At 51.4% G+C, this 20229-nt stretch carries 19 protein-coding genes; 16 read left to right on the forward strand and 3 right to left on the reverse strand.

Annotated elements, in window-relative coordinates; genetic code table 11:
• Nucleotides 1–186 precede the first annotated feature (186 nt).
• The gene (locus ACEN86_RS03235; RefSeq protein WP_495632935.1) at nt 187–2283 is read left to right on the forward strand and encodes an endonuclease MutS2; all 2097 of its coding nucleotides are present in this window, start codon (nt 187–189) and stop codon (nt 2281–2283) included.
• Between the two features lie 175 nt (nt 2284–2458).
• On the opposite strand, the gene ACEN86_RS03240 is transcribed toward ACEN86_RS03235, so the two are convergent.
• Complete coding sequence (locus ACEN86_RS03240) at nt 2459–2947, reverse strand: GAF domain-containing protein (protein WP_495632936.1); 489 nt, start codon at nt 2945–2947, stop codon at nt 2459–2461.
• Between the two features lie 177 nt (nt 2948–3124).
• Between ACEN86_RS03240 and ACEN86_RS03245 the strand changes: the two genes are divergently transcribed.
• From ACEN86_RS03245 to ACEN86_RS03255, 3 genes are all read left to right on the forward strand, one after another.
• Nucleotides 3125–3433 (forward strand): hypothetical protein, encoded by a 309-nt coding sequence (locus tag ACEN86_RS03245; RefSeq protein WP_495632937.1) that lies wholly within the window; start codon nt 3125–3127, stop codon nt 3431–3433.
• A gap of 165 nt (nt 3434–3598) precedes the next feature.
• Complete coding sequence (locus tag ACEN86_RS03250; protein WP_495632938.1) at nt 3599–4993, forward strand: DNA-binding protein; 1395 nt, start codon at nt 3599–3601, stop codon at nt 4991–4993.
• 514 nt (nt 4994–5507) lie between these two features.
• Nucleotides 5508–5726 carry an aspartyl-phosphate phosphatase Spo0E family protein gene (locus tag ACEN86_RS03255; RefSeq protein ID WP_495632939.1) on the forward strand — a complete coding sequence of 73 codons (219 nt, stop codon included), beginning with the start codon at nt 5508–5510 and terminating at the stop codon, nt 5724–5726.
• An 89-nt stretch (nt 5727–5815) separates the two neighbouring features.
• Here the strand turns inward: ACEN86_RS03255 and ACEN86_RS03260 are convergent, their stop codons facing one another.
• A complete protein-coding gene (locus tag ACEN86_RS03260; protein WP_495632940.1) occupies nt 5816–6805 on the reverse strand; it encodes an alpha/beta hydrolase in 990 nt (329 codons plus the stop codon).
• A gap of 178 nt (nt 6806–6983) precedes the next feature.
• On the opposite strand from ACEN86_RS03260, the gene ACEN86_RS03265 reads away from it, so the two are divergent.
• From ACEN86_RS03265 to ACEN86_RS03305, 9 genes are all read left to right on the forward strand, one after another.
• Complete coding sequence (locus tag ACEN86_RS03265) at nt 6984–7565, forward strand: GNAT family N-acetyltransferase (RefSeq protein WP_495632941.1); 582 nt, start codon at nt 6984–6986, stop codon at nt 7563–7565.
• 2 nt (nt 7566–7567) lie between these two features.
• The gene (locus tag ACEN86_RS03270; protein WP_495632942.1) at nt 7568–8323 is read left to right on the forward strand and encodes an energy-coupling factor transporter transmembrane component T family protein; all 756 of its coding nucleotides are present in this window, start codon (nt 7568–7570) and stop codon (nt 8321–8323) included.
• Nucleotides 8324–8418: 95 nt separating this feature from the next.
• A complete protein-coding gene (locus ACEN86_RS03275) occupies nt 8419–9012 on the forward strand; it encodes an ECF transporter S component (protein ID WP_495632943.1) in 594 nt (197 codons plus the stop codon).
• 3 nt (nt 9013–9015) lie between these two features.
• Nucleotides 9016–10551, forward strand: a complete 1536-nt coding sequence (locus ACEN86_RS03280) for an ABC transporter ATP-binding protein (protein WP_495632944.1) — start codon at nt 9016–9018, stop codon at nt 10549–10551.
• Between the two features lie 228 nt (nt 10552–10779).
• On the forward strand, nt 10780–12306 hold the full coding sequence (locus tag ACEN86_RS03285; RefSeq protein WP_495634204.1) for an MDR family MFS transporter: 1527 nt from the start codon (nt 10780–10782) through the stop codon (nt 12304–12306).
• Between the two features lie 79 nt (nt 12307–12385).
• Complete coding sequence (locus ACEN86_RS03290; protein ID WP_495632945.1) at nt 12386–12730, forward strand: hypothetical protein; 345 nt, start codon at nt 12386–12388, stop codon at nt 12728–12730.
• A gap of 163 nt (nt 12731–12893) precedes the next feature.
• A complete protein-coding gene (locus tag ACEN86_RS03295; protein WP_495632946.1) occupies nt 12894–13607 on the forward strand; it encodes an ABC transporter ATP-binding protein in 714 nt (237 codons plus the stop codon).
• 37 nt (nt 13608–13644) lie between these two features.
• Nucleotides 13645–14910 (forward strand): ABC transporter permease, encoded by a 1266-nt coding sequence (locus ACEN86_RS03300; RefSeq protein ID WP_495632947.1) that lies wholly within the window; start codon nt 13645–13647, stop codon nt 14908–14910.
• Nucleotides 14911–14976: 66 nt separating this feature from the next.
• Entirely contained in the window at nt 14977–15462 is a 486-nt protein-coding gene (locus ACEN86_RS03305) for a GNAT family N-acetyltransferase (RefSeq protein ID WP_495632948.1), read from the forward strand.
• A gap of 106 nt (nt 15463–15568) precedes the next feature.
• Here ACEN86_RS03305 and ACEN86_RS03310 read toward each other — a convergent pair whose 3' ends face one another.
• The gene (locus ACEN86_RS03310) at nt 15569–16843 is read right to left on the reverse strand and encodes a BaiN/RdsA family NAD(P)/FAD-dependent oxidoreductase (RefSeq protein ID WP_495632949.1); all 1275 of its coding nucleotides are present in this window, start codon (nt 16841–16843) and stop codon (nt 15569–15571) included.
• 193 nt (nt 16844–17036) lie between these two features.
• Here ACEN86_RS03310 and ACEN86_RS03315 point away from each other — a divergent pair, with 193 nt between their 5' ends.
• The 3 genes from ACEN86_RS03315 to nadE all read left to right on the forward strand — a co-directional run bounded on the left by ACEN86_RS03315 (nt 17037) and on the right by nadE (nt 20212).
• Nucleotides 17037–18746: a two-component system sensor histidine kinase NtrB gene (locus ACEN86_RS03315; RefSeq protein ID WP_495632950.1), complete on the forward strand. Its 1710-nt coding sequence runs from the start codon at nt 17037–17039 to the stop codon at nt 18744–18746.
• Nucleotides 18747–18846: 100 nt separating this feature from the next.
• Complete coding sequence (locus ACEN86_RS03320) at nt 18847–19281, forward strand: BrxA/BrxB family bacilliredoxin (protein ID WP_495632951.1); 435 nt, start codon at nt 18847–18849, stop codon at nt 19279–19281.
• A gap of 121 nt (nt 19282–19402) precedes the next feature.
• Nucleotides 19403–20212, forward strand: coding sequence for an NAD(+) synthase (gene nadE / locus ACEN86_RS03325; RefSeq protein ID WP_495632952.1), 810 nt, complete (start codon nt 19403–19405; stop codon nt 20210–20212).
• Nucleotides 20213–20229: the final 17 nt, after the last annotated feature.

Genomic DNA, 20229 nt, shown 5'->3' on the forward strand with positions numbered 1-20229 from the left:
GGCGGGATATGAGACAGTTATATATGAGATGGACTGAAGATGCCTGATGCCCGGCTGCTTTCCTACAGAACGCAGTATGAGCGGCAGGTATATCTACAGTTCAATCCATGTTAGAGGGCAAAGAATGACGTTAGCATTCTTTGCCCTCTTTTTGTTTTTCCATCATAAATTCAGGAGGTTTCACCAATGGAACAGCAGTATACACAAAGCACACTGGAGTACGACCAGATCAAACAGGATATCATGACGTATGCCGTCTCTTACGCAGGCAGGGAGATGGTCAGCAATCTTCAGCCTACGAATCAGATTCATGTGATCAGAAGGTCCATGCAGGAGACGCTGGAGGCAAGGCTGATACTTGAAAAAGGGTCCAGCATCCCGCTCCCCTCCCTGGATGGAATTGAGCAGGTCATGTCCCTGCTTGGAACAGGATACCTGTTCCGGGAAGAGGATCTCACGGCGGTATATACTTTCCTGCACAGCTGTACTCAGCTGCGGAAGTACATGGCCAGCAAGCGGGAGCTGGCTCCGGAGATCAGCTCTTATGCCGCTTCGCTGCGCGAGCTCCCGGAGGTGCAGAGCGAGATTCTCAGGTGTATCCGCCACGGGCGGGTAACCGATGAGGCCAGCCGGGAGCTGGCGAAGGCCAGACAGCGGATGAATTCGGTGAAGGACCGGATTCAGAAGAAGATTCAAGGCATCATGTCCAGATATCAGTCGATCCTGCAGGAGAGTCTGGTCAGTGTCAGGAACGGACGCTATGTCATTCCGCTGAAGAAGGAGTATTACCGCCAGGTTAAAGGCAGTGTGCTGGACTATTCAACGAGCGGCCAGACTGTATTCGTGGAGCCTTATGAGATATCAGGGCTTCAATCTGAGCTCGAACTACTGCAGGGCGATGAGAGCAGGGAAGAGGCCAAGGTACTCAGCATGCTGTCGGATATGGTGGAGCAGGGAGCAGAAGAGATTCATACGAATATCAGGATCACTGGAACCTATGATTTTATATTCGCAAAAGCCAGGTATGCGGTGACGACCGGAGGGCAGGCGGTCGAGCTTAATGAGGAGGGGCAGACCCGGCTGCTCGGCGCCAAGCACCCCAAGCTGCTTCAGAGCATGGTTCCACTCGATATTGAGATAGGAAGAAGCTTTAAGACGCTGATCATTACAGGGCCGAATACCGGGGGGAAGACCGTTGTGCTCAAGACCCTGGGCTTATTGACGCTGATGGTGCAGTCCGGTCTGCTGGTTCCGGTCCTGCCCGGCAGTAAGTTTGGCGTATATTCCAGAGTGATGGCCGTGATCGGGGACGGACAAAGTATTGAACAGTCCCTGAGTACCTTCTCTGCCCAAATTCAAAGCCTGGTGAACATGCTAGCTGCAGCGGATTCGCAGACGCTGCTGCTTATTGATGAACTGGCTGCGGGGACGGACCCCGGAGAGGGCATTGCACTCTCTACAGCCATTTTGGAAGAGCTGAGCGGCAAAGGAGCTTCAGTGCTTGTGACCACGCATTTCAATGAGCTTAAGGTATTGGCAGCGAGAACACCGGGCTTCGAGAATGCCCGGATGGAATTTGATCCGGTATCCCTGCAGCCCCTGTACCGGCTGACCATTGGTCAGGCAGGTAAGAGCTATGCGATAGAGATTGCCGAGAAGTTGGGCATCCCCGGTACGGTGCTTGGCCGATCACGAGCGCTGCTTCATAAGCAGCCTGCGCGTTCAGATGAGGAGAGACAGCCGGATTACAATCATGGGCTGCACGAATCGGAGATCCGGGATTTAGAGGGTGATGAGGAGGATGGCTCTAAGGACCAGCCAGCATGGGGCACATCGGAGACAGGAACTGGGCGGACAGAAGCCGCAGACGATCGTACAGAAGCCGGAATTGAACGGCTGGAAGAAGAGCACAGTGATCAAGCTGCACCCTCTGATTCAGTGGATGAGCGTGAAGATCAGACGAATCCGGTACAGCAGCCGGCTGCGGCCCGGAAAGCTTTTGAAGTTGGGGATGCGGTTAAGGTCACGTCTCTTGATAAGGTGGGCATTGTCTGCGAAGCCCAGGACCGGTACGGGATCGTAGGCGTTATGGTTCAGAAGCAGAAGATGCGAATCAATCATAAGCGTCTAAAGCCGTATATCTCCAAGGAAGAGCTGTATCCCGAGGATTACGATTTCGATATTGTGTTTGAGACGAAAGAGAACCGTAAGAAGAAGAAAGTGATGAGTAAACGCCATGTGGAAGGAATGACGATTATTCATCGTACGGATAAGGAAAGGTAAAAGGTACAGAGCGAGCTAATTGCAGCTGCTCCCAGCCAAGAGATGTGAACAATAGGCGCTGGACAGCCAATCAGCATGAACAGCATAACTCGTATGACGAGCATAACCAGCTGCAAAAAGGACATCAGCCCATCCATATTGGATAAGGCTGATGTCCCTTGGTGTAAGAGCAGATTCAGACAGCTGCCAGTTCTTCGGTAAGAACCTGGACGAACTTCTCAAGATATTCCTTGTCCAGTTCATCGAATCTTCCTTTAAGCGGACTGTCAATATCCAGCACGCCAATAAGCTGGTCATTCTTAATGACAGGAATAACAATCTCGCTATTGGAAGCCGCATCACAGGCAATATGGCCCGGGAAGGCGTGTACATCCTCGACAACGAGCGTTCTTCGCTCCGCCGCAGAGGTTCCGCATACTCCCCGGCCAAGCGGAATGCGGATACAGGCCGGAAGCCCCTGGAACGGGCCAAGCACCAGCTCGGTACCGTCGAAGAGGTAGAAGCCAACCCAGTTCACATCCTTAAGAAATTGGCCAAGAAGAGCTGAGGCATTTGCCAGATTGGCAATCAGGCTGGGTTCTCCATGAATGAGTCCACCCAGCTGACTAAGTACCGTCTCATATTGTTCATGGCGTGTGCCATTATATTGATCTGCTTGAAACATAATCGTTCCTCCTTTGGTGAATCAACGTTTTAATTAGAGACCTTTTCGCGCTGAATGTCAACAGGTCAATCCCAGAGAACTGAGGCCTGGCAAGGCGTCAGGGGGGTTGTGTGTTTCCTGCGAAGCCTTTGGGGGTAAGTACAATCTGAATATCTCACACCGGAAGGAGAGTTAAGTATGCGCGCAGATGTGCAAAATTTGTTTATCCGTATTCACATGCTCCACAATGCTGGAATGGAAGATATTAATATGGGGGACATGCTGCTGCTGCTTGAGAAGCATGGCTACAAAGTTGCAGAACGCGAAGTAAAGCAAGAGCTTGAGAGGCTGACCGAGGAGAACTTCCTGACTCCCCATGACGATCAATATTCAATTACCGGTGCGGGAATTGAGGAGCTCAAAGAGATCAAGGTTGTGCTTCAAGAATTGTGCAGCGAAGTACTTCAGCCAGAGACGGAGCAGACGGGATCTCCCACTTCTAAATGAGTGTTAACATATTCAAAAAAAGGCGGCCCAATTACTTATTTCAGAAGGATTTTCCATTTTATCCGGTGAATAACTAATAGGGTGGCTTTTTTTCTGCTTTTAATTAACCAATTGTTAAATATATGTAATTTTGCTATTATATGAATATAGATTAGGAGGTGCTGAATGGAGTCTATGAACTCAATTCGCTCGGAAATAGAGGATCGTCTTTCGAGCTCAGGTTATACACTCACCACATTTGGGCACCTTTCCGGAATGAATAGGGGCAGTCTTAGTGCAATCCTGCATGGATCTCCCCCCAAGCCTATAGCCATTAGACAATTGGATATTATTACAGAGACGCTGGGATACCCGGAAGGGTGGTTCTACCCCTTATATCTGGATGAGTGTTTTTCGGGAACCAAGGTGTCACGAAGAAGGCTGGAGCCTTATCTGCTTCGCTGTGCAGAGCTTAATAAGCAGGACTGCCTTAAGGCTGCAATCTTAAGAATGCTTGAGATCCCCAAGCCCATTGGCCTTCTGTTCGATATCGGCGAGAAGCTGTATATGAACGGCAGGCTGAGTGAGGCAGCTTTATTCCATGAAGCTGTTGCTGAGATGGAGCAGGACAGCTACTCCGAACGGCTGGCGATCAGCCAGTACCGCTTATTTATGGGCAAGCAGGGTCATGATGCGGAAGAGAACTGGAAGGCCGTGATCCGGTTCGAGCATTTCCGCAAGAGGCTCCCGGAGAATCACCAGCTTGATGCCCTCCTGAAGCTGGCCAATGTCTGCTTCACGCTGCATAAGTGGAGGGAAGTGGAGAAGTACTCCGATGAGCTAAGAGCATTGGCCCAAGCGGTGTATCGTGATCAATTAAGACGGAAAGTGCGGGAGAAGCCAGGTGAAGTGCTTGAGACGGAGCGGCATCTGGTTGTCTATTACGGGCAGGGCTATCTGCTTAAGACGGTCGCCCTTCAGAAGCAGGAGCAGTATGATCAAGCGAAGAAATACGTCAGTGGCTATGCCGATCTAGGCTGGTTCGAGAATTTGAATGAGTTAGGCTGGGTGGAAGTTAACAAATTCAAGGTCTGGGCTCAGGCGAATGCCTATACACTGGAGATGCTTACTGGGAATATTGATATTCTGCCGGAATACTTCCATTTCTTGCAGGAACATCCGCAGGAGATGCTTCCGGGTCTTCTGACCATTATTGAATCTGCCAATAAATACGGCTTCTATGCTGATCCTATTATTGAGCAGTGTTCCCAGGTCATTCAGAAGATTGATCATTATAATTCTATTGAGATGGACAGGCATTTCTCCTACCGCTACCAGCTCGCAATCTACCATTTCAGGAAGAATCAATATACAGAGGGAACGGCGAACATCTTATTTGCCTTAAAGCTGGCTTTCATCCAGAACCATGATCGAAATGTTATTCAATGTGTGACTTTGTTCGAGGCATATCGCAGTTATGCATCTGAACAGCATAAGAGCGAATACCAGTTCATGATGGAGGAAGCTAGGAACAAAGACAGAAGCTATCCCTTCAGCGATCGCCGTGTCCAGATTGTGTAAGATTCTAATTTTTGATGTATTCGCACTCTATCAGGAGTGCTTTTTTTTATGTCAGTTCTATCATTTAAAAGTTCTTTACAAGGATAGAATGTACCTAGTATTATAGGATTTAACAGGGAATATTATCCAAAATAGTATATGCCTGTGGGATGCTTACAGATCTATTCCGGCATAAGTGAACGTGTAAAGTCTGAAACGGGGGAGGTGAGCAGAATGAAGAAGGTTATTTTGTCTCTAATCTTGGCTGTAGGAATCTTTAGTGGTATTGCTGCACCAGCTTCTCCAGGCATCGTTCAGCCTTTGCTCAACCATGGTGTTGGCGGCTAGGTATTTATGTCCAAAGAGCACTCGGGAGAGTGCTTTTTTACTTTATAGAAGATGGGGACGAAGACGTTGGGAGCACGGCCAGGTAACCCCGACAAAGAGTGCTATATTTTTTTGTTTTTTGAAAAATATGTTTTTTTGGCATCATGAGGTATGATAGTTTAGTAATGATAAGAGAGAAGGTGAGAATATGGCATCCAAAGCTTATCAACCGCATGAACGACCAAAAAAAGGCAGCAGAGTGAATGAGGAACTTCTCACAATTATAGAGAATCTTAGATATGAGCTCGCAGCTATGGCCGGAGAACGGGACTTCACGAACCCCCATGTTCTCGAACTCAGCCAGCGGCTGGATAAATATATCGTTATGGCGCAGCATCAAATGGTCAGCGGTTATGCAGTGGAGTAAATAATGGCTACATGCCTGTATATGAGAATATAAGCCGCCTTAAGCTTGAATGTAACAAGCATAAGGCGGCTTTAAGACGTTACGGTGTTCTAGTGATGTAACGGTGAGGCTGAATCTGGGGGAGCTACGGGCCGTACGGCCTGCTCCGCAGCAGCCGGTAAGGAGGCTGCAAGAGCCTCGTCGATGAAGCTGTGCACTTTTCGCGTATATCCTGCGGGGTCCACACCATAGGCATTGGCATGAACCGCTCCTTCAACAATCAGCAGCTCCTTCATTCCAGACTTGGCTTCATACATATCCTTGCTCATCCGGGTAGGGACATAAGTATCCGCCGAACCGTGGATGAACAGAACCGGTAAGAGACTCTCCCGGACTGCACGAATGGGACTGACCTGATTCAGACGGAATCCGGCCTTGCGCTCAAGTTGGTTATCGATTAAGGACATGAACGGGAAGGCAGGCATCTTGTTCAGGACCGTCATTTGATAACGGATTAATTCCGTTAGATCGGAATAAGGGCAGTCGGCAACCACGAATTTGACACTCGGATGGGCTATGCTTAAGTATTCCAGCACCGTACCACCGCCCAGTGACTGGCCGTGAAGTCCAATAACTGCATCCTCCCCATAATGGTCAAGCACCCACTTCACCCATACCTCCACATCATATTTTTCCTGATATCCATAGGTGGTATAGCTTCCCTGGCTTCTGCCGTGACGGCGCTGATCCACAAGCAGGATATTAAAGTTCCTGTCTTCGAACATACCTGCAAATTGAGCCGAAACCTCCAGGGCGGCCGTATATCCATGTACGATGATCGCCCAGCGTTTGGAGTCCGGATGGGACTCCAGCACATGGCCGTTCAGAAGAAGACCATCGCGTGAAGTCACGCTAACTTCTCTTTTGACCAGAGCCTCAAACTTCTCACGAGTAAATACGCCTGTCTCTTCCATAAAGTTAAAGAGCCCTTCGGATGTCTGCAGCCGCATTTGTGTAATCTGACGAAAGCCAAAATGGGTCACGCCGCTAACGGCAAGCAGGATTAACAACAGTACAATAATCAAAATGGTGTAGACCATCCCGCGACTCCTCCAAACTTTATTCTTGATGAATATATTATCACCTAAATGATACCAAGAAAATCGCGCCCCCAGGAATTGTTCGCGGAATTGCGGCGGGCTTTGACTCAGCGGGATAAAGTATGGTTTTCTAATGTAAAAGGGTCAGGAATGCCGGTTCACAGGGAGGATGGATGGGATGTACAGATGCGGGGGAGTTATTCCCGAGCTTGAAAGCAGCCGCCTGCGGCTCAGAAAGCTGGAAGATCGCGATGCGGCGCAGCTCTTCAAGTATTGGGGAGATGACGAGGTAGTCAGATATATGAATATGTCCAGGCTGGAATCTGTACAGGATACACGGGATATGATTAACTTACTTAATGGCTTGTCCGAGAGTGAAGATACCCTAAGATGGGGTGTTGAGCTGAAAGAAACAGGGACTCTGATCGGCAGCTGCGGGTACAATGTGTGGCAGCTGGCCGGCGCGTGCAGAGGGGAGATTGGCTATGATCTGGGAGCGGCATACTGGGGCAGGGGCTATATGCCCGAAGCACTGGTAACGATGCTGGAGTTCGGCTATTCCGTAATGGGGCTTAACCGGATTGAAGCGCTTGTCCTGCCAGAGAATACGGCCTCCAGAACCATGCTGAACAAGCTTGGCTTTCAGGAAGAGGGATTGCTGCGGGAATACCAGCAGAACGAGCAGGGCGAGGGATATATTGATCTGCATTTGTATGCCCTTTTGAGGCGAGAATTTGTGCAAAGAAGGAGGTCATATTGAATATGAACACTACAGAATCAAGGAACCGATTCGTGCTGTACAAGTTCGATCCGCTAAGCAAGCTGGTCGCACTGATCAGCCTGGCGGCGCTTGCGATGCACTGGAATAATCCGCTGCTGCTGGGGATCATGCTGGTCTTCTTGGCAGCGGCAGCGTGCTTCGGAGCTGGAATGGAGTTCAGAACATTGCGGAAGCGTCTCAGTTTTATTGGCGGATTCAGCCTGCCGCTGTTCCTGCTCACGGCGTTGGCGGCTCCGGGCGGCCGGGTTCTCGGATCACTTGGACCGCTAGAGCTTACCACGGGGGGGCTGTATGAGGGAGCAGCAGCGGCCTTGCGAATCATCTGTCTGTTCCTCTCGTCGATGATCTATATTGCTTCCACTGATCCGGGGGAATTCGTGACCATTGTGGTTCAGAAGCTGAGAATACCTTATCGGTTGGCATTTGGCGTGTCTATTGCGCTTACGTTCATTCCCCTGTTGGAAGCAGAAGGAAGGGTTGCGGCAGCAGCTCGTGATATAAGGGGAGGGCGTCCGGCCAGGGGATTAAGAGGACAGATGCAGCGGATAAAAAGTCATCTGGCAGCGATGTTCACGGCGGCGATCAGGAGGGTCCAGCAGACGGCGGGCGCCATGGAGTCGAAAGGCTTCGGAGCTTACCGGGACAGGACATTTTACAGAGAAGTGCCGCTTAAGAAGAAGGGAATAATCACGATGGGAGTCAGTGTGATAATGGCAGCGCTGATGTGGGTTCTATAGACAGTCTTGGCCTGAATTTGAGAAAAAGGACTTGACGCGGATTTATTGTTAACCTAAATTAGTATTGTTAGTTGACAATAGAAAGGGAGATTTAGATGGCAAGTTCTAGAAAAAGTGTGTTCGCAGCATTCACAACCATGGAAATTGTATTAATGGCCATGCTGGCCACAGCCAACGCGGTGATGACTACGTACATATCGCCCATTAATCAGGCACTCAATACATTGGGAGGACCGATTGCAACATCATCCATTACCGGAATATATATGATTTACGGACTTCTAGCCTATTATATTATTCGCAAACCCGGTACGGCTGTCATTACATATGGGATCGGCGGTGTAGTTCAGGCCTTTATGGGAACGGCATATGGCATTGCTTCTTGCTTCGTTGCGGCGGCATGTTATATGGTGATTGCCGAGCTTGTCTTTGCGATCGTCCGCTACCGGAAATGGAACCTCGGCGTTCTGATGATTGCAGGAGGAGCCATGGTGCCGATCTGGTTCTTCTTCGCGGCGAACATGTTCCATTACACGAAGTGGGGAACTTCAATCCTGCTTATCGCCCTAGGGGTAAGAATTGTGAGCGGTATTCTGCTGTGCGGTCTTCTGACTCAAGTTCTGGGATCTGCGCTAATCAGAACCCAACTGCTGAGACGGTTCGCGATCAGTCGGGGACAAGGAGCCTAAGCCTTGAAAGCTCCGGTAATCGAGCTTGAACACGTGACTTATACGTATGAGATGGAGACACGGCCTGTACTAAACGACCTGTCCCTTCTTGTTGAGCCTGGAGAGTGGGTCGCCATAACCGGACGGAGCGGGAGTGGAAAGTCCGCCCTGTGTCAGCTTCTGAATGGCTATCTTCCTCGTATTGGCGGTGGGGAGCGGAAAGGGAGTGTTCGCGTTGGCGGCCGAGATCCGCTTGAAGCCGAAATCGCCGAGATCGCCGGGCGCATCGCCATTGTCTTCCAGGACCCGGATGCCCAGCTCGTTCAGGGAAGGGTAGAAGACGAAGTTGCCTTCGGTCCCGAGAACTTGCGCGTTCCCGCGCCAGAGATTGCCGGCCGGGTAAGCGAAGCCCTTGCCGCCGTCCGGCTGACGGAGCAGCGGACAAGCTCTGTTCATGCGCTGTCCGGAGGACAGCGGCAGCGCACCGGCATTGCCGCTGTCCTGTCCATGCAGACGCAGATCATCGTCTTCGACGATGCGGCGTCCAGCCTGGACAGGGCTTCGCGGGAGCAGCTGCTTGCGCTGCTGCAGCAGCTGCACGCCGAAGGGCGCACGCTCTTGACGGTGTCCAGCCGCGTCGATGAATTCGCGTCGGCGGCTGGGCGCCTCGTGGTGCTCGAAGGCGGCGCCGTGGCCTTGGACGGCCCCGCCGCAGAGCTTGTGCGCACCCGGCGGGAGCGCCTGGTGCAGCTCGGCGTGCTGCCGCCGGGCGAGGCGGGCGAAGGCCTCGCGGCGCAGCCGGGCACGGCGTGCGAAGGCCCCGCGGCGCAGCCGGGCACGGCGGGCGAAGGCCCCGCGGCGCAGCCGGATGCGCCGCCGCTGCTGGAACTGCGGAACCTTACGTTCCGCTATCCCGGCAGCGCCGCCGCGGTGCTTCACAGCATCAGCCTCTCGCTGCGCCCCGGTGAATGGGCGCTGATCTGCGGGGAGAACGGATCCGGCAAGACGACATTGTCGCAGCTGCTGATGAACCTTCTGCCCATGCCAAGGGGGGCGCTGTATTGGGAAGGCAGGGAAGCTTCCCGAATGAAGACCTATGAGCTTGCGGAGCAGATCGGGTATTTGTTCCAGGAGCCTGAGCATCAGTTCGTTACCTCGAACGTACTGGATGAGATGCTGTACGGACCCAGGCTGGAAATGGCGCTGGCACCCGAAGCTTCCGTTCCGGGTGAAGTGCTGCAGCGGGCTGAACGGCTGCTTGAAGCGGCTGGCCTCAGCGATAGACATGATGCCTCTCCCTATCTGCTGAGCGGAGGGGAGAAGCGCCTGCTAGGTGCCGCGGCCCAGTTCATGTTACGCAAAAAGCTCTACATTCTGGACGAGCCCACTGCAGGCACGGATTACGCAGGCGCCAAGGTTCTTACTAACCTTTGCAAAGCGGCCTCCCAGGAGGGAGCCGCACTGCTGGTTATCACCCATGAGCCTGAGCGTTTTGAAGAAGAAGCGGATACGATATTTATATTGGATCAAGGTGAACTACGCAGATCACCTGTCAGATAGCTGTTCGAAGGAATGACCTTCGGACAGCTTTTTTTGCCCGGGCAGGACATGGACTTCCCTCGGTCTGAGGTTTATAATTAAGTTTTGCAATTTATATGGGATGAACTAAAGAAGTGGATGTTAGTTCAATCCATATATATATTAAGAAATATATAAGTAGAACTTAATAAATTGCCCATAGGCAAGAGTGTAAATCTATAGTTCAACCTAAATAGAAGGGCAGGTCATATTCAAGTGCAATCCTCATTAAAGCGTAATTATATTTTGGCCGGCCTTCTGCTGTCGACCTTTCTTGCAGCCATTGAAGGCACGGTTATCGGACCCGCAGGGCCAAGAATCGTAGGTGATCTTGGCGGCGCCCAGCTGCTCAGCTGGGTATTTACCGCCTACTTGCTCACGATGTCGGTAACGACGCCGATCTTTGGCAAGATCAGCGATTTGTTCGGACGGAAGCTGGTGTTCGTAATCGGCTCGATTCTGTTTCTGGGAGGCTCCCTCATGTGCGGGTTCGCCATGAGTATGGAGCAGCTGATCATTTTCCGGGCGATTCAAGGGATTGGTGCGGGAGGATTAATTCCGGTTACCTTCACCATCATCGGAGATATTTATTCCATGGAGGAGCGTTCCAAGGTACAGGGCTATCTCAGCTCCGTCTGGGGAATCTCCTCCCTGGTGGGTCCTCTGCTGGGCGGGTATGTGGTAGATTACTTGAATTGGAGATGGGTATTCGGCTTTAACATTCCGTTTGGTCTCCTTTCGCTTGTGTTTATAATCAACTATTTGAAGGAGAATATAGAGAAGAAGAAGGTCAATATCGATTATCCGGGTGCGGTGACCTTCACGATCGGGGTGGCGGCCCTGCTGTTCGGGCTTGCGGCAGGCGGTCAGTATCTTGACTGGAACTCGCCTGAGCTTCTGGTTATCTTTGCGGTTGCCGTAATCGCTCTGGTGTTGTTCTTCATTGTAGAAAAGAAAGCCGAGGAACCGCTTGTTCCCCTTAAGCTCTTCCGCTACAAAGACATTGCCTTCTCCAATATCGCAAGTCTGTTGACCAGTGCTCTATTGATCGGGCTCACCTCCTATTTCCCGTTATGGGTTCAGGGGGTATTGGGTAAAAGCGCCACCGAGTCGGGGCTGCTGCTTGCCCCGATGTCCTTCTCCTGGCTCATTGGATCGGTGATCGGAGGGCGCTGGATCGTCAAGCATGGTTCACGTCTGACTTCGTTCATCGGACTTGTATTCGTACTGATCGGGGCCAGCGGTATGGCCTTGGCTGCGGATACGACACCAGAGTATCTGCTTATGGTATGGAATGCGTTGTACGGGCTCGGCTTCGGCTTCTCCTTCACCGTGTTCACGATCATTGCTCAATCCTCTGTAGGCTTCAGCCTCAGAGGGGCTTCTACGGCGCTGAACTCGTTCGTGAAGTCGCTTGGCCAGACGATCGGGGTTGCCGTATTCGGCGTATTGATTAACCAGCACATCTCAAGTGCAGCTGCAGCAAGCCGCAAGCAGGGAACTGAGGTATCCCAGGACGACATCAACAAGCTCCTGTCTCCTGAGAAGATAGCAGAGCTGCCGAAGGAGCTGTGGAATACGCTTCGTCACTTCCTTGAAGGCGGCCTCCACCTTCAATTCATCATCATGGCCGTAATCGCTCTGCTTGGGGCGTTAAGTGTACTCGGACTGCGGAGCAGGCCGCCAGGCACGGATGAACCCGGGCGTGCACAGTCCGGAGCCAAGCAGAAGGCGTAAGAAGCAGCCATTTTTGATAAAGCCGTAGTATAAAAAAGGGTATGCCTCCACACCTTAACAGTAAGGGGAGGTGTAATAGATGAACGAATCGTTCAACGTGGACCAGAATATGCTGGTCCATGCCTGGCAGCAGCAGCTGCCCGAATTTCTGAACTCGGGAGACAGCGCACAGGTGCTTGCGGATGCCAAAGATCCTCAGAGTCTGCGGATTCATATTAATGCAGCAGGACATCAGTTCTATTCCTTTGACTTCCAGTGTACTTATCTGGATCCTCGCGAGATCAAAGTGAGCCTGGTGGATGTAGAAAGATCCGGGGATCATGTGGATGAGCGAGGAGAGGTCATTCAGGACCTTGCCGCCGATTATTCCCGTCACCTGCACGAATGTGCACAAGCCCTGCACCGCATCACGAATCAGTCCTGATTTAGGCAAAGAGAAGAAGAGCAGCTTCCCACCCGGAAGCCTGCTCTTTTTTTATAGAAATCCCGCGACTTTTTTGGCAACTTTTGCGTATTTTTTTATATTACGTGATGGACAAGACGTTATATGATCAATAAATCAATTTAGTAAGCTGGGAGTGGGCGGTTTGAAGGTACCAGATGAAAGCGTGATTCAAGTACATATTGAAGAAGCCGGGTATGAAGCCGGACAGCCGAGGATCCGGAATGTAGATATCGATGTGCGAGCGGGAAGACTGACAGGCTTAATCGGCCCGAACGGGGCAGGCAAAAGCACGACTATCAAGACCATCCTAAGCCTGCTGCCGCATTCCAAGGCAGAGATCAAATTCGGCGGGGCGTCCGGGAGCTACGCCTATGTTCCGGAACAGCCCGTCTATTATGATACGCTGACTCTGTGGGAGCATCTTGGCCTGGCTGCAGCTGTCTACGGGCTGGATGAAGCGGATTTTGAACACGAGGCCTCTTCTTTGCTGGATAAGTTTCGCATGAACGAGGTTCGTGACCACCTGCCAGCGAGCTTCTCCAAAGGAATGCAGCAGAAGATGATGCTCATGCTTGGATTCCTGATTCGTCCAGATGTATATATCGTAGACGAGCCGTTCATCGGTCTCGACCCAAGAGCGACCAAAGACTTTCTGGGGCTGCTGGAAGAAGAGCGGAGAAGAGGAGCAGGCGTGCTGATGTCGACGCACGTGCTGGATACTGCGGAGCGGATTTGTGATGATTTCATCCTGATCTCGAACGGGCAGGTCGCAGCAAGCGGGACCTTGGAGGATATACGGGAAGTAAGCGGACTGCCGGGGGCTTCCTTATTTGATTGTTTTGACAAATTGACCTAGCTTGTCCTGAATCCTTAAATAAAAGGAGGAATCCTATATGCAAGTGGGCAGCAGCCGGCGTTTGTTTATGCGCAGATGGATAGATCATTATCGTAAGCAGTATGGCGCGATCCGTTCAGTCGTTGATATTACAGTTGCCCTATATATTGTTATCCCAGGCGTTCTGCTGCTAGCGCGCCTATATTATGATATGCTGTCCAGTCCTCCTGAATGGCTGCATCGGCTTCCTTTCGGTGTAATTCCGCTGGTGCTTATGCTGGCGCTGCGCCCAAGCGGCGGCATCATTCTGTACCGGGAAGCCGCGGATGTGCTCTTCCTCAAGCAGCGTGAGCGCTGGCAGAGCTCCATTCTGCGATGGGGCTGGTTCTCCAGCCTGCTTTTTCAAATAATAGTGACAGCCATTCTGGTGCTTATTCTTATGCCTCTTCTTATTCAAGTCTTCAAAGTTAACCTGACCGGAATTATGCTTCTATTCGGAATTACGGCTGCATATAAACTGACTCTGATGACCGCGGAGCATCTCATCCGGGTCCTGCTGTCCGGCTGGGTGGGCTATGTGGTGAAATACCTAGCTTTGCTCTTGCTTTCAGGCCCATACATCCTGACGGCCTCGTTCCTCACGGCATCGCCATCCGGTATCCTTGCTGTCATACTGGGATTCACTGCCCTAACCGCCGTGCTGACTGTTCTCCGGTTCCGATTGCGGGGAACCTTTCTGGCCGATGTCCGCGAAGACGAGAGGCAGAAGACCCGGCTGACTGCCGCGCTGCTCTCGGGAGCCGTTGACAAGCCCCGCGGGCAGAAGCCAAGACCGTGGATATTCCGGCGCTCGGACCGGCTGTTCCGTTCACGGGAGGCTCCAGAGCGGATTGCTGAATCTGCAGTCAAGGCATTTTACCGCAGCCGCGTGAATATCAAGTTGTATCTTCAGTTCTCGTGCATCGGGATGGCCGCGTGTTATCTGCCTCCTTTTCCTGTCAATGTACTGGTCTATGCAGCGCTGATTATGCTGCTGTCTTACTGGATGAACGGGTATCGCAAATATTTTCTTTCCTCCCGGTTCATGAGTATGTTGCCTCTGGCTGAATCCGACGCCTATCTGCTGTCGTCTCCGGCAATGAGACTGCTCATGCTTCCAAGTATCCTGCTTCTAAGCTTAACCCTGGGCATTAGAATAATGCACGTCTGGTGGGCTGTACCTGTCTTTCTGATCGCGGGATTCGGATTGAACTGGTGGGCAGGATCTGCATTATGGAAGGTATTCGGGAGCGGCCGAATGGGCCGAAGAACCATAGAAGGATAGGGAAGGGATCGCGGCTATAGCCTTTATGGAGCGTAGCAAGCTTAAATAAACAGGAGCTGATGTGAAATGGAGTACCGTGTTCGTCCGATGAGTACGGAGGATATCAGGCAGGTTCAGGAAGTAGCGAGAGCTAGCTGGAATGCGGTCTATGAAGGAATTATCCCTTATGAGGTGCAGGACCGGTTCTTGAACTCGGCATATAGTGATGAAATGCTGCACAGACGTATAGAGCACTCATTTATGTACGTTGCGGAGGATCGTGACCGGATTGTCGGATTCGCCAATTTCTCACCGGTAAATGAAGACAACGCCGTAGAACTCACGGCAATCTATCTGGTGCCTGAAGCGCAAGGCAGAGGGATAGGCTCAGCCCTGCTCCAGCAAGGCATCCTCGGTTCACCTGGTGCGAAGATGGTCTATGTTAACGTCGAAAGGCATAATGAGACCGGGCGAAGATTCTATGATGCCAAGGGGTTTATGAAGGTTACCGAGTTTGAGAATGAATTTGACGGGCATGTGCTAAAGACACTCCGGATGGCACTCCAGCTGTAAGCTTGGCCTTACAAGGAACGTATAACGCCTATAAAAGAAATGAACAGGCCACCCACGGAAGGATCCGTGGGTGGCCTGTTTGGGTTCATCGCCCGCCAGGGAAAGGCTAGCGCTGATGACGATGGCTATCCCCGGCGTGAGTTCCCGCCGTATAGCCTGTGGTGAAGGCGGCTGTGATATTATATCCGCCGGTGTAGCCGTGGATATCGAGCACCTCGCCGCAGAAGAAGAGACCGGGCATCAGCTTCGACTCCATCGTCTTCGGATCAATCTCCTTGAGGTGCACGCCTCCTCCGGTTACAAATGCTTCTTCGAAAGGTCGAGTCCCCGTTGCTTTGACCGGGAAGGCTTTGAGCACAGCTATGAAAGAGCTCCAGGGCTCCTTCGGTAAATGCTCGTACGTAGTGTCGCCGGGAAGATCGGCCCGGCTGAAGAGAAGCGGAAGCAGCCGCTCCGGTATCGTTCCCTTGAACACATTCTTGAGCGCCTTCTTCGGCTCAGCCGCGGCAAGGCGGCGAAGCTCCTGTTCAAGTGAGCCGGCGGAATGATCCGGGAACAGGTCGATCTGGAGCAGGGCTTCCTGCACCTTGTGCTTGTTCTTCACCTGCCGGATGAACTGGCTGCAGCGAAGCGCGATCGGACCCGACAGCCCGAAGTGGGTGAAGATCATGTCCCCGCGGTGCGAAATGACCGCTTTTCCTTTCGGATTCATCACGGAGAGCTCTACGTCCCGGAGCGATAAGCCTTGAAGCTCACGGCTCACAATGAAGGGCTCCTTGGAGACAATAGGCACTTCCGTAGGATAGAGCTCTGTGATGGTATGTCCTGCGGCCTTGGCCCAGGGGTAACCATCCCCTGTAGAGCCGGTGTGGGGAACGGATCGCCCGCCGGTAGCGACAATAACAGTGGGCGATGATATTTTTTTGCCTGATTCCAGCAGAACACCCTGTACGCCATCAAGACTGTAGAGGATTTCCTTCACCGGCTCATGGGTGAGCAGCTTGACCCCGAGCGAGAAGGCTTTGCCAATAAGGGCATCGACGACCGTCTTGGCCTTGTCGGATACGGGGAACATCCTTCCGTTGTCTTCTTCCTTGAGAGCAATGCCGAGGTCTTCGAAGAACTGAATAATGTCCCGGTTATTGAAATGAGCAAAGGCGCTGTAGAGAAATCGTCCGTTGCCCGGAATGAACCGGATCAGCTCATCGACCTCCTTGGCATTGGTCACATTGCAGCGTCCCCCGCCGGAAATGCCCAGCTTACGTCCCAGCTTGTCCCCTTTGTCCAGGAGAACTACCGAGGCTCCCTGCTTGGCTGCTGCAATGGAAGCCATAAGTCCCGATGGGCCGCCTCCGATTACAATTACTTCATATCGATTCATGATGTCTTCCTTTCGCTAAACCTTGTTGTTTTTAAGTATATCCTATACGAAGGCACCCGCAATAAAAATCAGGACTCTTATCATAAATAAACCCTATAAAACACAAACCTCTGCCGTGGTAATAGGTTATTGTAAAATATTGTCGGCTGTGATTTAATCGATTACAGAACATGCTCCGCAAAGGAGGAAAAACGTGGTTGCTGTCAAGGAAGTGTTGCTTCAATTACTCATTGCGTGTTCGCCGGCCTTTCTTTTTCCCCTTGTCTTCGAAAGGCGCAGTCCACATCCTGTTCAGAACAGCCGGCTGGAGAGAACATCGTATTATAATATGCTTTTGGTGTCCTGCCTGATCAGTATTCTTATTTGTTCATCGTTCTCATCTGTTTTATTCGGAATCATTCCTCTTAATTATTTTTTGCCTTCCTTATTTGTGGGTATGCTCTATGGCAGACGCCGTGATGCCGTAATACTTGCCATGGTAGAGCTGGTTATTTACGTCATTATAAAGCCTGCATTCAGCCCATCAAGCTTCCTTCTGGATACAGGGGTTTGTCTGTACCCTGTAGTACTTATGGTGGCAGGTCGATTCAAGCGAAGTGGACGGCATGCGAAGTATGTCACTCTTTCTTTTTTTCTGCTTGTAGGTCAATATATGTCGACAGCGCTTTCCTTTCTGAACTGGCCTATGTCTTACAGGATGGATCTGACCATTATTATCTTTGGAGTTATCAACATAGCGGTGGCTGTCCTGATTGGAGCGCTTCTGCTCTTTGTGATTGAAAGTACGCTGGACAAAGAGAAGCTGCAAATGCAGGTTACCCTGATATCCAGGCGATATTTCCGCGAAGCCGAGAAGCTGCAGCAGATGATGGATGCGGCTCCGTTGTCGATCCTTCTGCTGGATCAGGAGGGACGTATCGTATCCCTTAACAGCACATTCCTCACCTATTATCGAATGGAGCATCCCGAAGCCATCAAGGAAGAATTGATAGGGAGCATGCTCAGGGAGGCTATAGAGGATTTTGACTTCGAAGTTCTAGGTACCCGGGTAGATATGACGCTACTGAACAGAGAGAGCACCAGTGAGATCATTCAGATCAAGGGAAGAACTTTCTTTGCAAGCACCTCGCCTATAAAGCGTGGCCACACGGAAGAAACCGTCGGTGCCGTGGTTATTATTCAGGATATCACTGAACTGGAAGCGCTTAGAACGGAGCTGTTCAATGCGGATCGGCTTAGTCTTGTCGGACAGATGGCAGCTGGCATTACCCATGAAATCCGGAACCCCATGGCGGTGGTCAGGGGCTTCCTGCAGTTAATGAAGGAGAAGAGCCCCTCGTCCCTGGATCATTATTACCGCATTGTGATGGAGGAACTGGACCGTGCGAACAGTATCATTAGTGACTTCCTCTCCCTGGCACAAAGCCGCAGTGTGAACAAAGAGGAGTGCCATCTGCACGACATTATTCATGAACTAAGCCCGCTGCTCTGGGCAGATGCGAATCTGCGGGGACAGAGCATAGAGCTGAAGCTGGTGGAGAATCTTCCAAGGCTGAAGCTGAATACAAAAGAAATTAAGCAGGTTATTCTGAACCTGTCCCGGAATGCTATGGAAGCGATGGAGGAGAAAGGCCAGCTGACACTGGAGACACGCAGCACGCCCGAAGGGGTGGAGCTTCTGGTCACAGATACAGGCCCGGGTATTTCGCCTGCAAAACAGGAGAAGATGTTTGAGCCTTTCTTCACAACCAAAACCCAGGGTACAGGTCTGGGTCTTGCCCTTTGCCTGAGCATAATTGAGCGGCATAATGGCAGGATTTCCGTTGAATCCGAAGAAGGCGTCGGCACTACTTTCTCGGTATTGTTCCTGCGTTCTGCGGGATTTAGTGCGGAGGTCGGCTAAGGCTGCCGGAATTTGCTTTCCTGGCTTGGCGTTGTATAATAAACTTATCTTTGCGTATTACAATGCTATGAGAGATTAGTAAGTTAAGGAGTGAAAGATCATGTCCATGTCATTTGACCAATATATGAGAGATATGGTTCAACCCATGAGGGATGAACTGACTCGTCTGGGAATTCAAGAGCTTCGTACACCGGAAGAGGTGGAAGCAAGCTTTCCAGCCCTGAAGGGTACTTCATTAGTAGTGATTAACTCGGTATGCGGATGCGCTGCCGGACAATGCCGCCCGGGTGTAGCGAAGGCGCTTGAGAACGACCTGACACCGGATCACTTGTTCACGGTGTTCGCAGGCCAGGATAAAGAAGCAACGACCAAGGCTCGCGAATATTTCGCCCCTTATCCGCCGTCTTCTCCTTCCATCGCGCTGCTTAAGGACGGAGAACTTGTTCACTTTATTGAACGTCATCAAATCGAAGATCGTTCTGCAGAAGAAATCGCGACTGACTTGACCAGCGCGTTCGACCGTTTCTGCCGGTAATAGCTACAGGATGCGCCCTGCAGATCGGTGAGCCGATACTGTAGGGCGTTTGGTTTACACGGAAGTGGGTAGTTTACATAGTGAAGGAATAGCTCGTTAAAGCCAATAGAGAGGTGATCCTATGAGTTTGCAGCAGGAAATTATTGAACGTTTGGGCGTTAAGCCAACCATTGATGTTGATCAGGAGATCCGCAGACGTGTAGATTTTCTTAAGGAGTATGTGAAGAATTCCGGTACAACGGGGCTGCTGATTGCCATCAGTGGCGGGATCGATAGTGCAGTGGCGGCAGGTCTTTGCAAGCAGGCAACAGATGAGCTGACAGAGGAGCTCGGTAAGGAATATATCACCCTGGGGGTCTATCAGCCATATGGAACCCAGGAGGATATTGCACACAGTTACGCAGTTTCTGAGGCATTCGGATTGACCAAGACGGTAGAGACGAATATTGAGGAGGCTGTGAATGAGATTGCGCTTGAAGTTGAGCACGGTCTCAAAAATATCGGCATCTCCCGGCATATCAGCTATCAGGGGAAAGGAAATGTCAAAGCCCGCACCCGGATGGTGGTTCAGTATGCTATCGCCTTTGAACTTAACCTGCTTGTGGTAGGTACGGACCACGCTTCTGAAGCCTTGACCGGATTCTACACCAAATGGGGCGATGGCGCAGTGGATATTACGCCGCTCAGCTCGCTCAACAAGCGTCAGATCAGACAGGTCGCTGCCAAGCTTGGCGTGCCGCAAAGCATCCTGGACAAGGCGCCAACGGCGGGACTTTGGGAAGGCCAGACCGATGAGAAGGAACTCGGCGTGAGCTATGATGACAATAGTGATTACCTTGAAGGCAAGGAGATCAATGAAGAGGCGCGTGAGCGTCTGGAGAAATTTTACCGGAGAACGGAACATAAACGCAGTCCGATTCCGGGTATCTAAGGTTCGCTGAAGATATC

This window comes from Paenibacillus sp. Paensp111, from assembly GCF_059492195.1.

Bases quoted from the DNA above. Each gene is read 5' to 3' on its own strand.
- ACEN86_RS03235 (WP_495632935.1), top strand. From the start codon at position 187: ATGGAACAGCAGTATACACAAAGCACACTGGAGTACGACCAGATCAAA.
- ACEN86_RS03240 (WP_495632936.1), bottom strand. From the start codon at position 2,947: ATGTTTCAAGCAGATCAATATAATGGCACACGCCATGAACAATATGAG.
- ACEN86_RS03245 (WP_495632937.1), top strand. From the start codon at position 3,125: ATGCGCGCAGATGTGCAAAATTTGTTTATCCGTATTCACATGCTCCAC.
- ACEN86_RS03250 (WP_495632938.1), top strand. From the start codon at position 3,599: ATGGAGTCTATGAACTCAATTCGCTCGGAAATAGAGGATCGTCTTTCG.
- ACEN86_RS03255 (WP_495632939.1), top strand. From the start codon at position 5,508: ATGGCATCCAAAGCTTATCAACCGCATGAACGACCAAAAAAAGGCAGC.
- ACEN86_RS03260 (WP_495632940.1), bottom strand. From the start codon at position 6,805: ATGGTCTACACCATTTTGATTATTGTACTGTTGTTAATCCTGCTTGCC.
- ACEN86_RS03265 (WP_495632941.1), top strand. From the start codon at position 6,984: ATGTACAGATGCGGGGGAGTTATTCCCGAGCTTGAAAGCAGCCGCCTG.
- ACEN86_RS03270 (WP_495632942.1), top strand. From the start codon at position 7,568: ATGAACACTACAGAATCAAGGAACCGATTCGTGCTGTACAAGTTCGAT.
- ACEN86_RS03275 (WP_495632943.1), top strand. From the start codon at position 8,419: ATGGCAAGTTCTAGAAAAAGTGTGTTCGCAGCATTCACAACCATGGAA.
- ACEN86_RS03290 (WP_495632945.1), top strand. From the start codon at position 12,386: ATGAACGAATCGTTCAACGTGGACCAGAATATGCTGGTCCATGCCTGG.
- ACEN86_RS03300 (WP_495632947.1), top strand. From the start codon at position 13,645: ATGCAAGTGGGCAGCAGCCGGCGTTTGTTTATGCGCAGATGGATAGAT.
- ACEN86_RS03305 (WP_495632948.1), top strand. From the start codon at position 14,977: ATGGAGTACCGTGTTCGTCCGATGAGTACGGAGGATATCAGGCAGGTT.
- ACEN86_RS03310 (WP_495632949.1), bottom strand. From the start codon at position 16,843: ATGAATCGATATGAAGTAATTGTAATCGGAGGCGGCCCATCGGGACTT.
- ACEN86_RS03320 (WP_495632951.1), top strand. From the start codon at position 18,847: ATGTCCATGTCATTTGACCAATATATGAGAGATATGGTTCAACCCATG.
- nadE (WP_495632952.1), top strand. From the start codon at position 19,403: ATGAGTTTGCAGCAGGAAATTATTGAACGTTTGGGCGTTAAGCCAACC.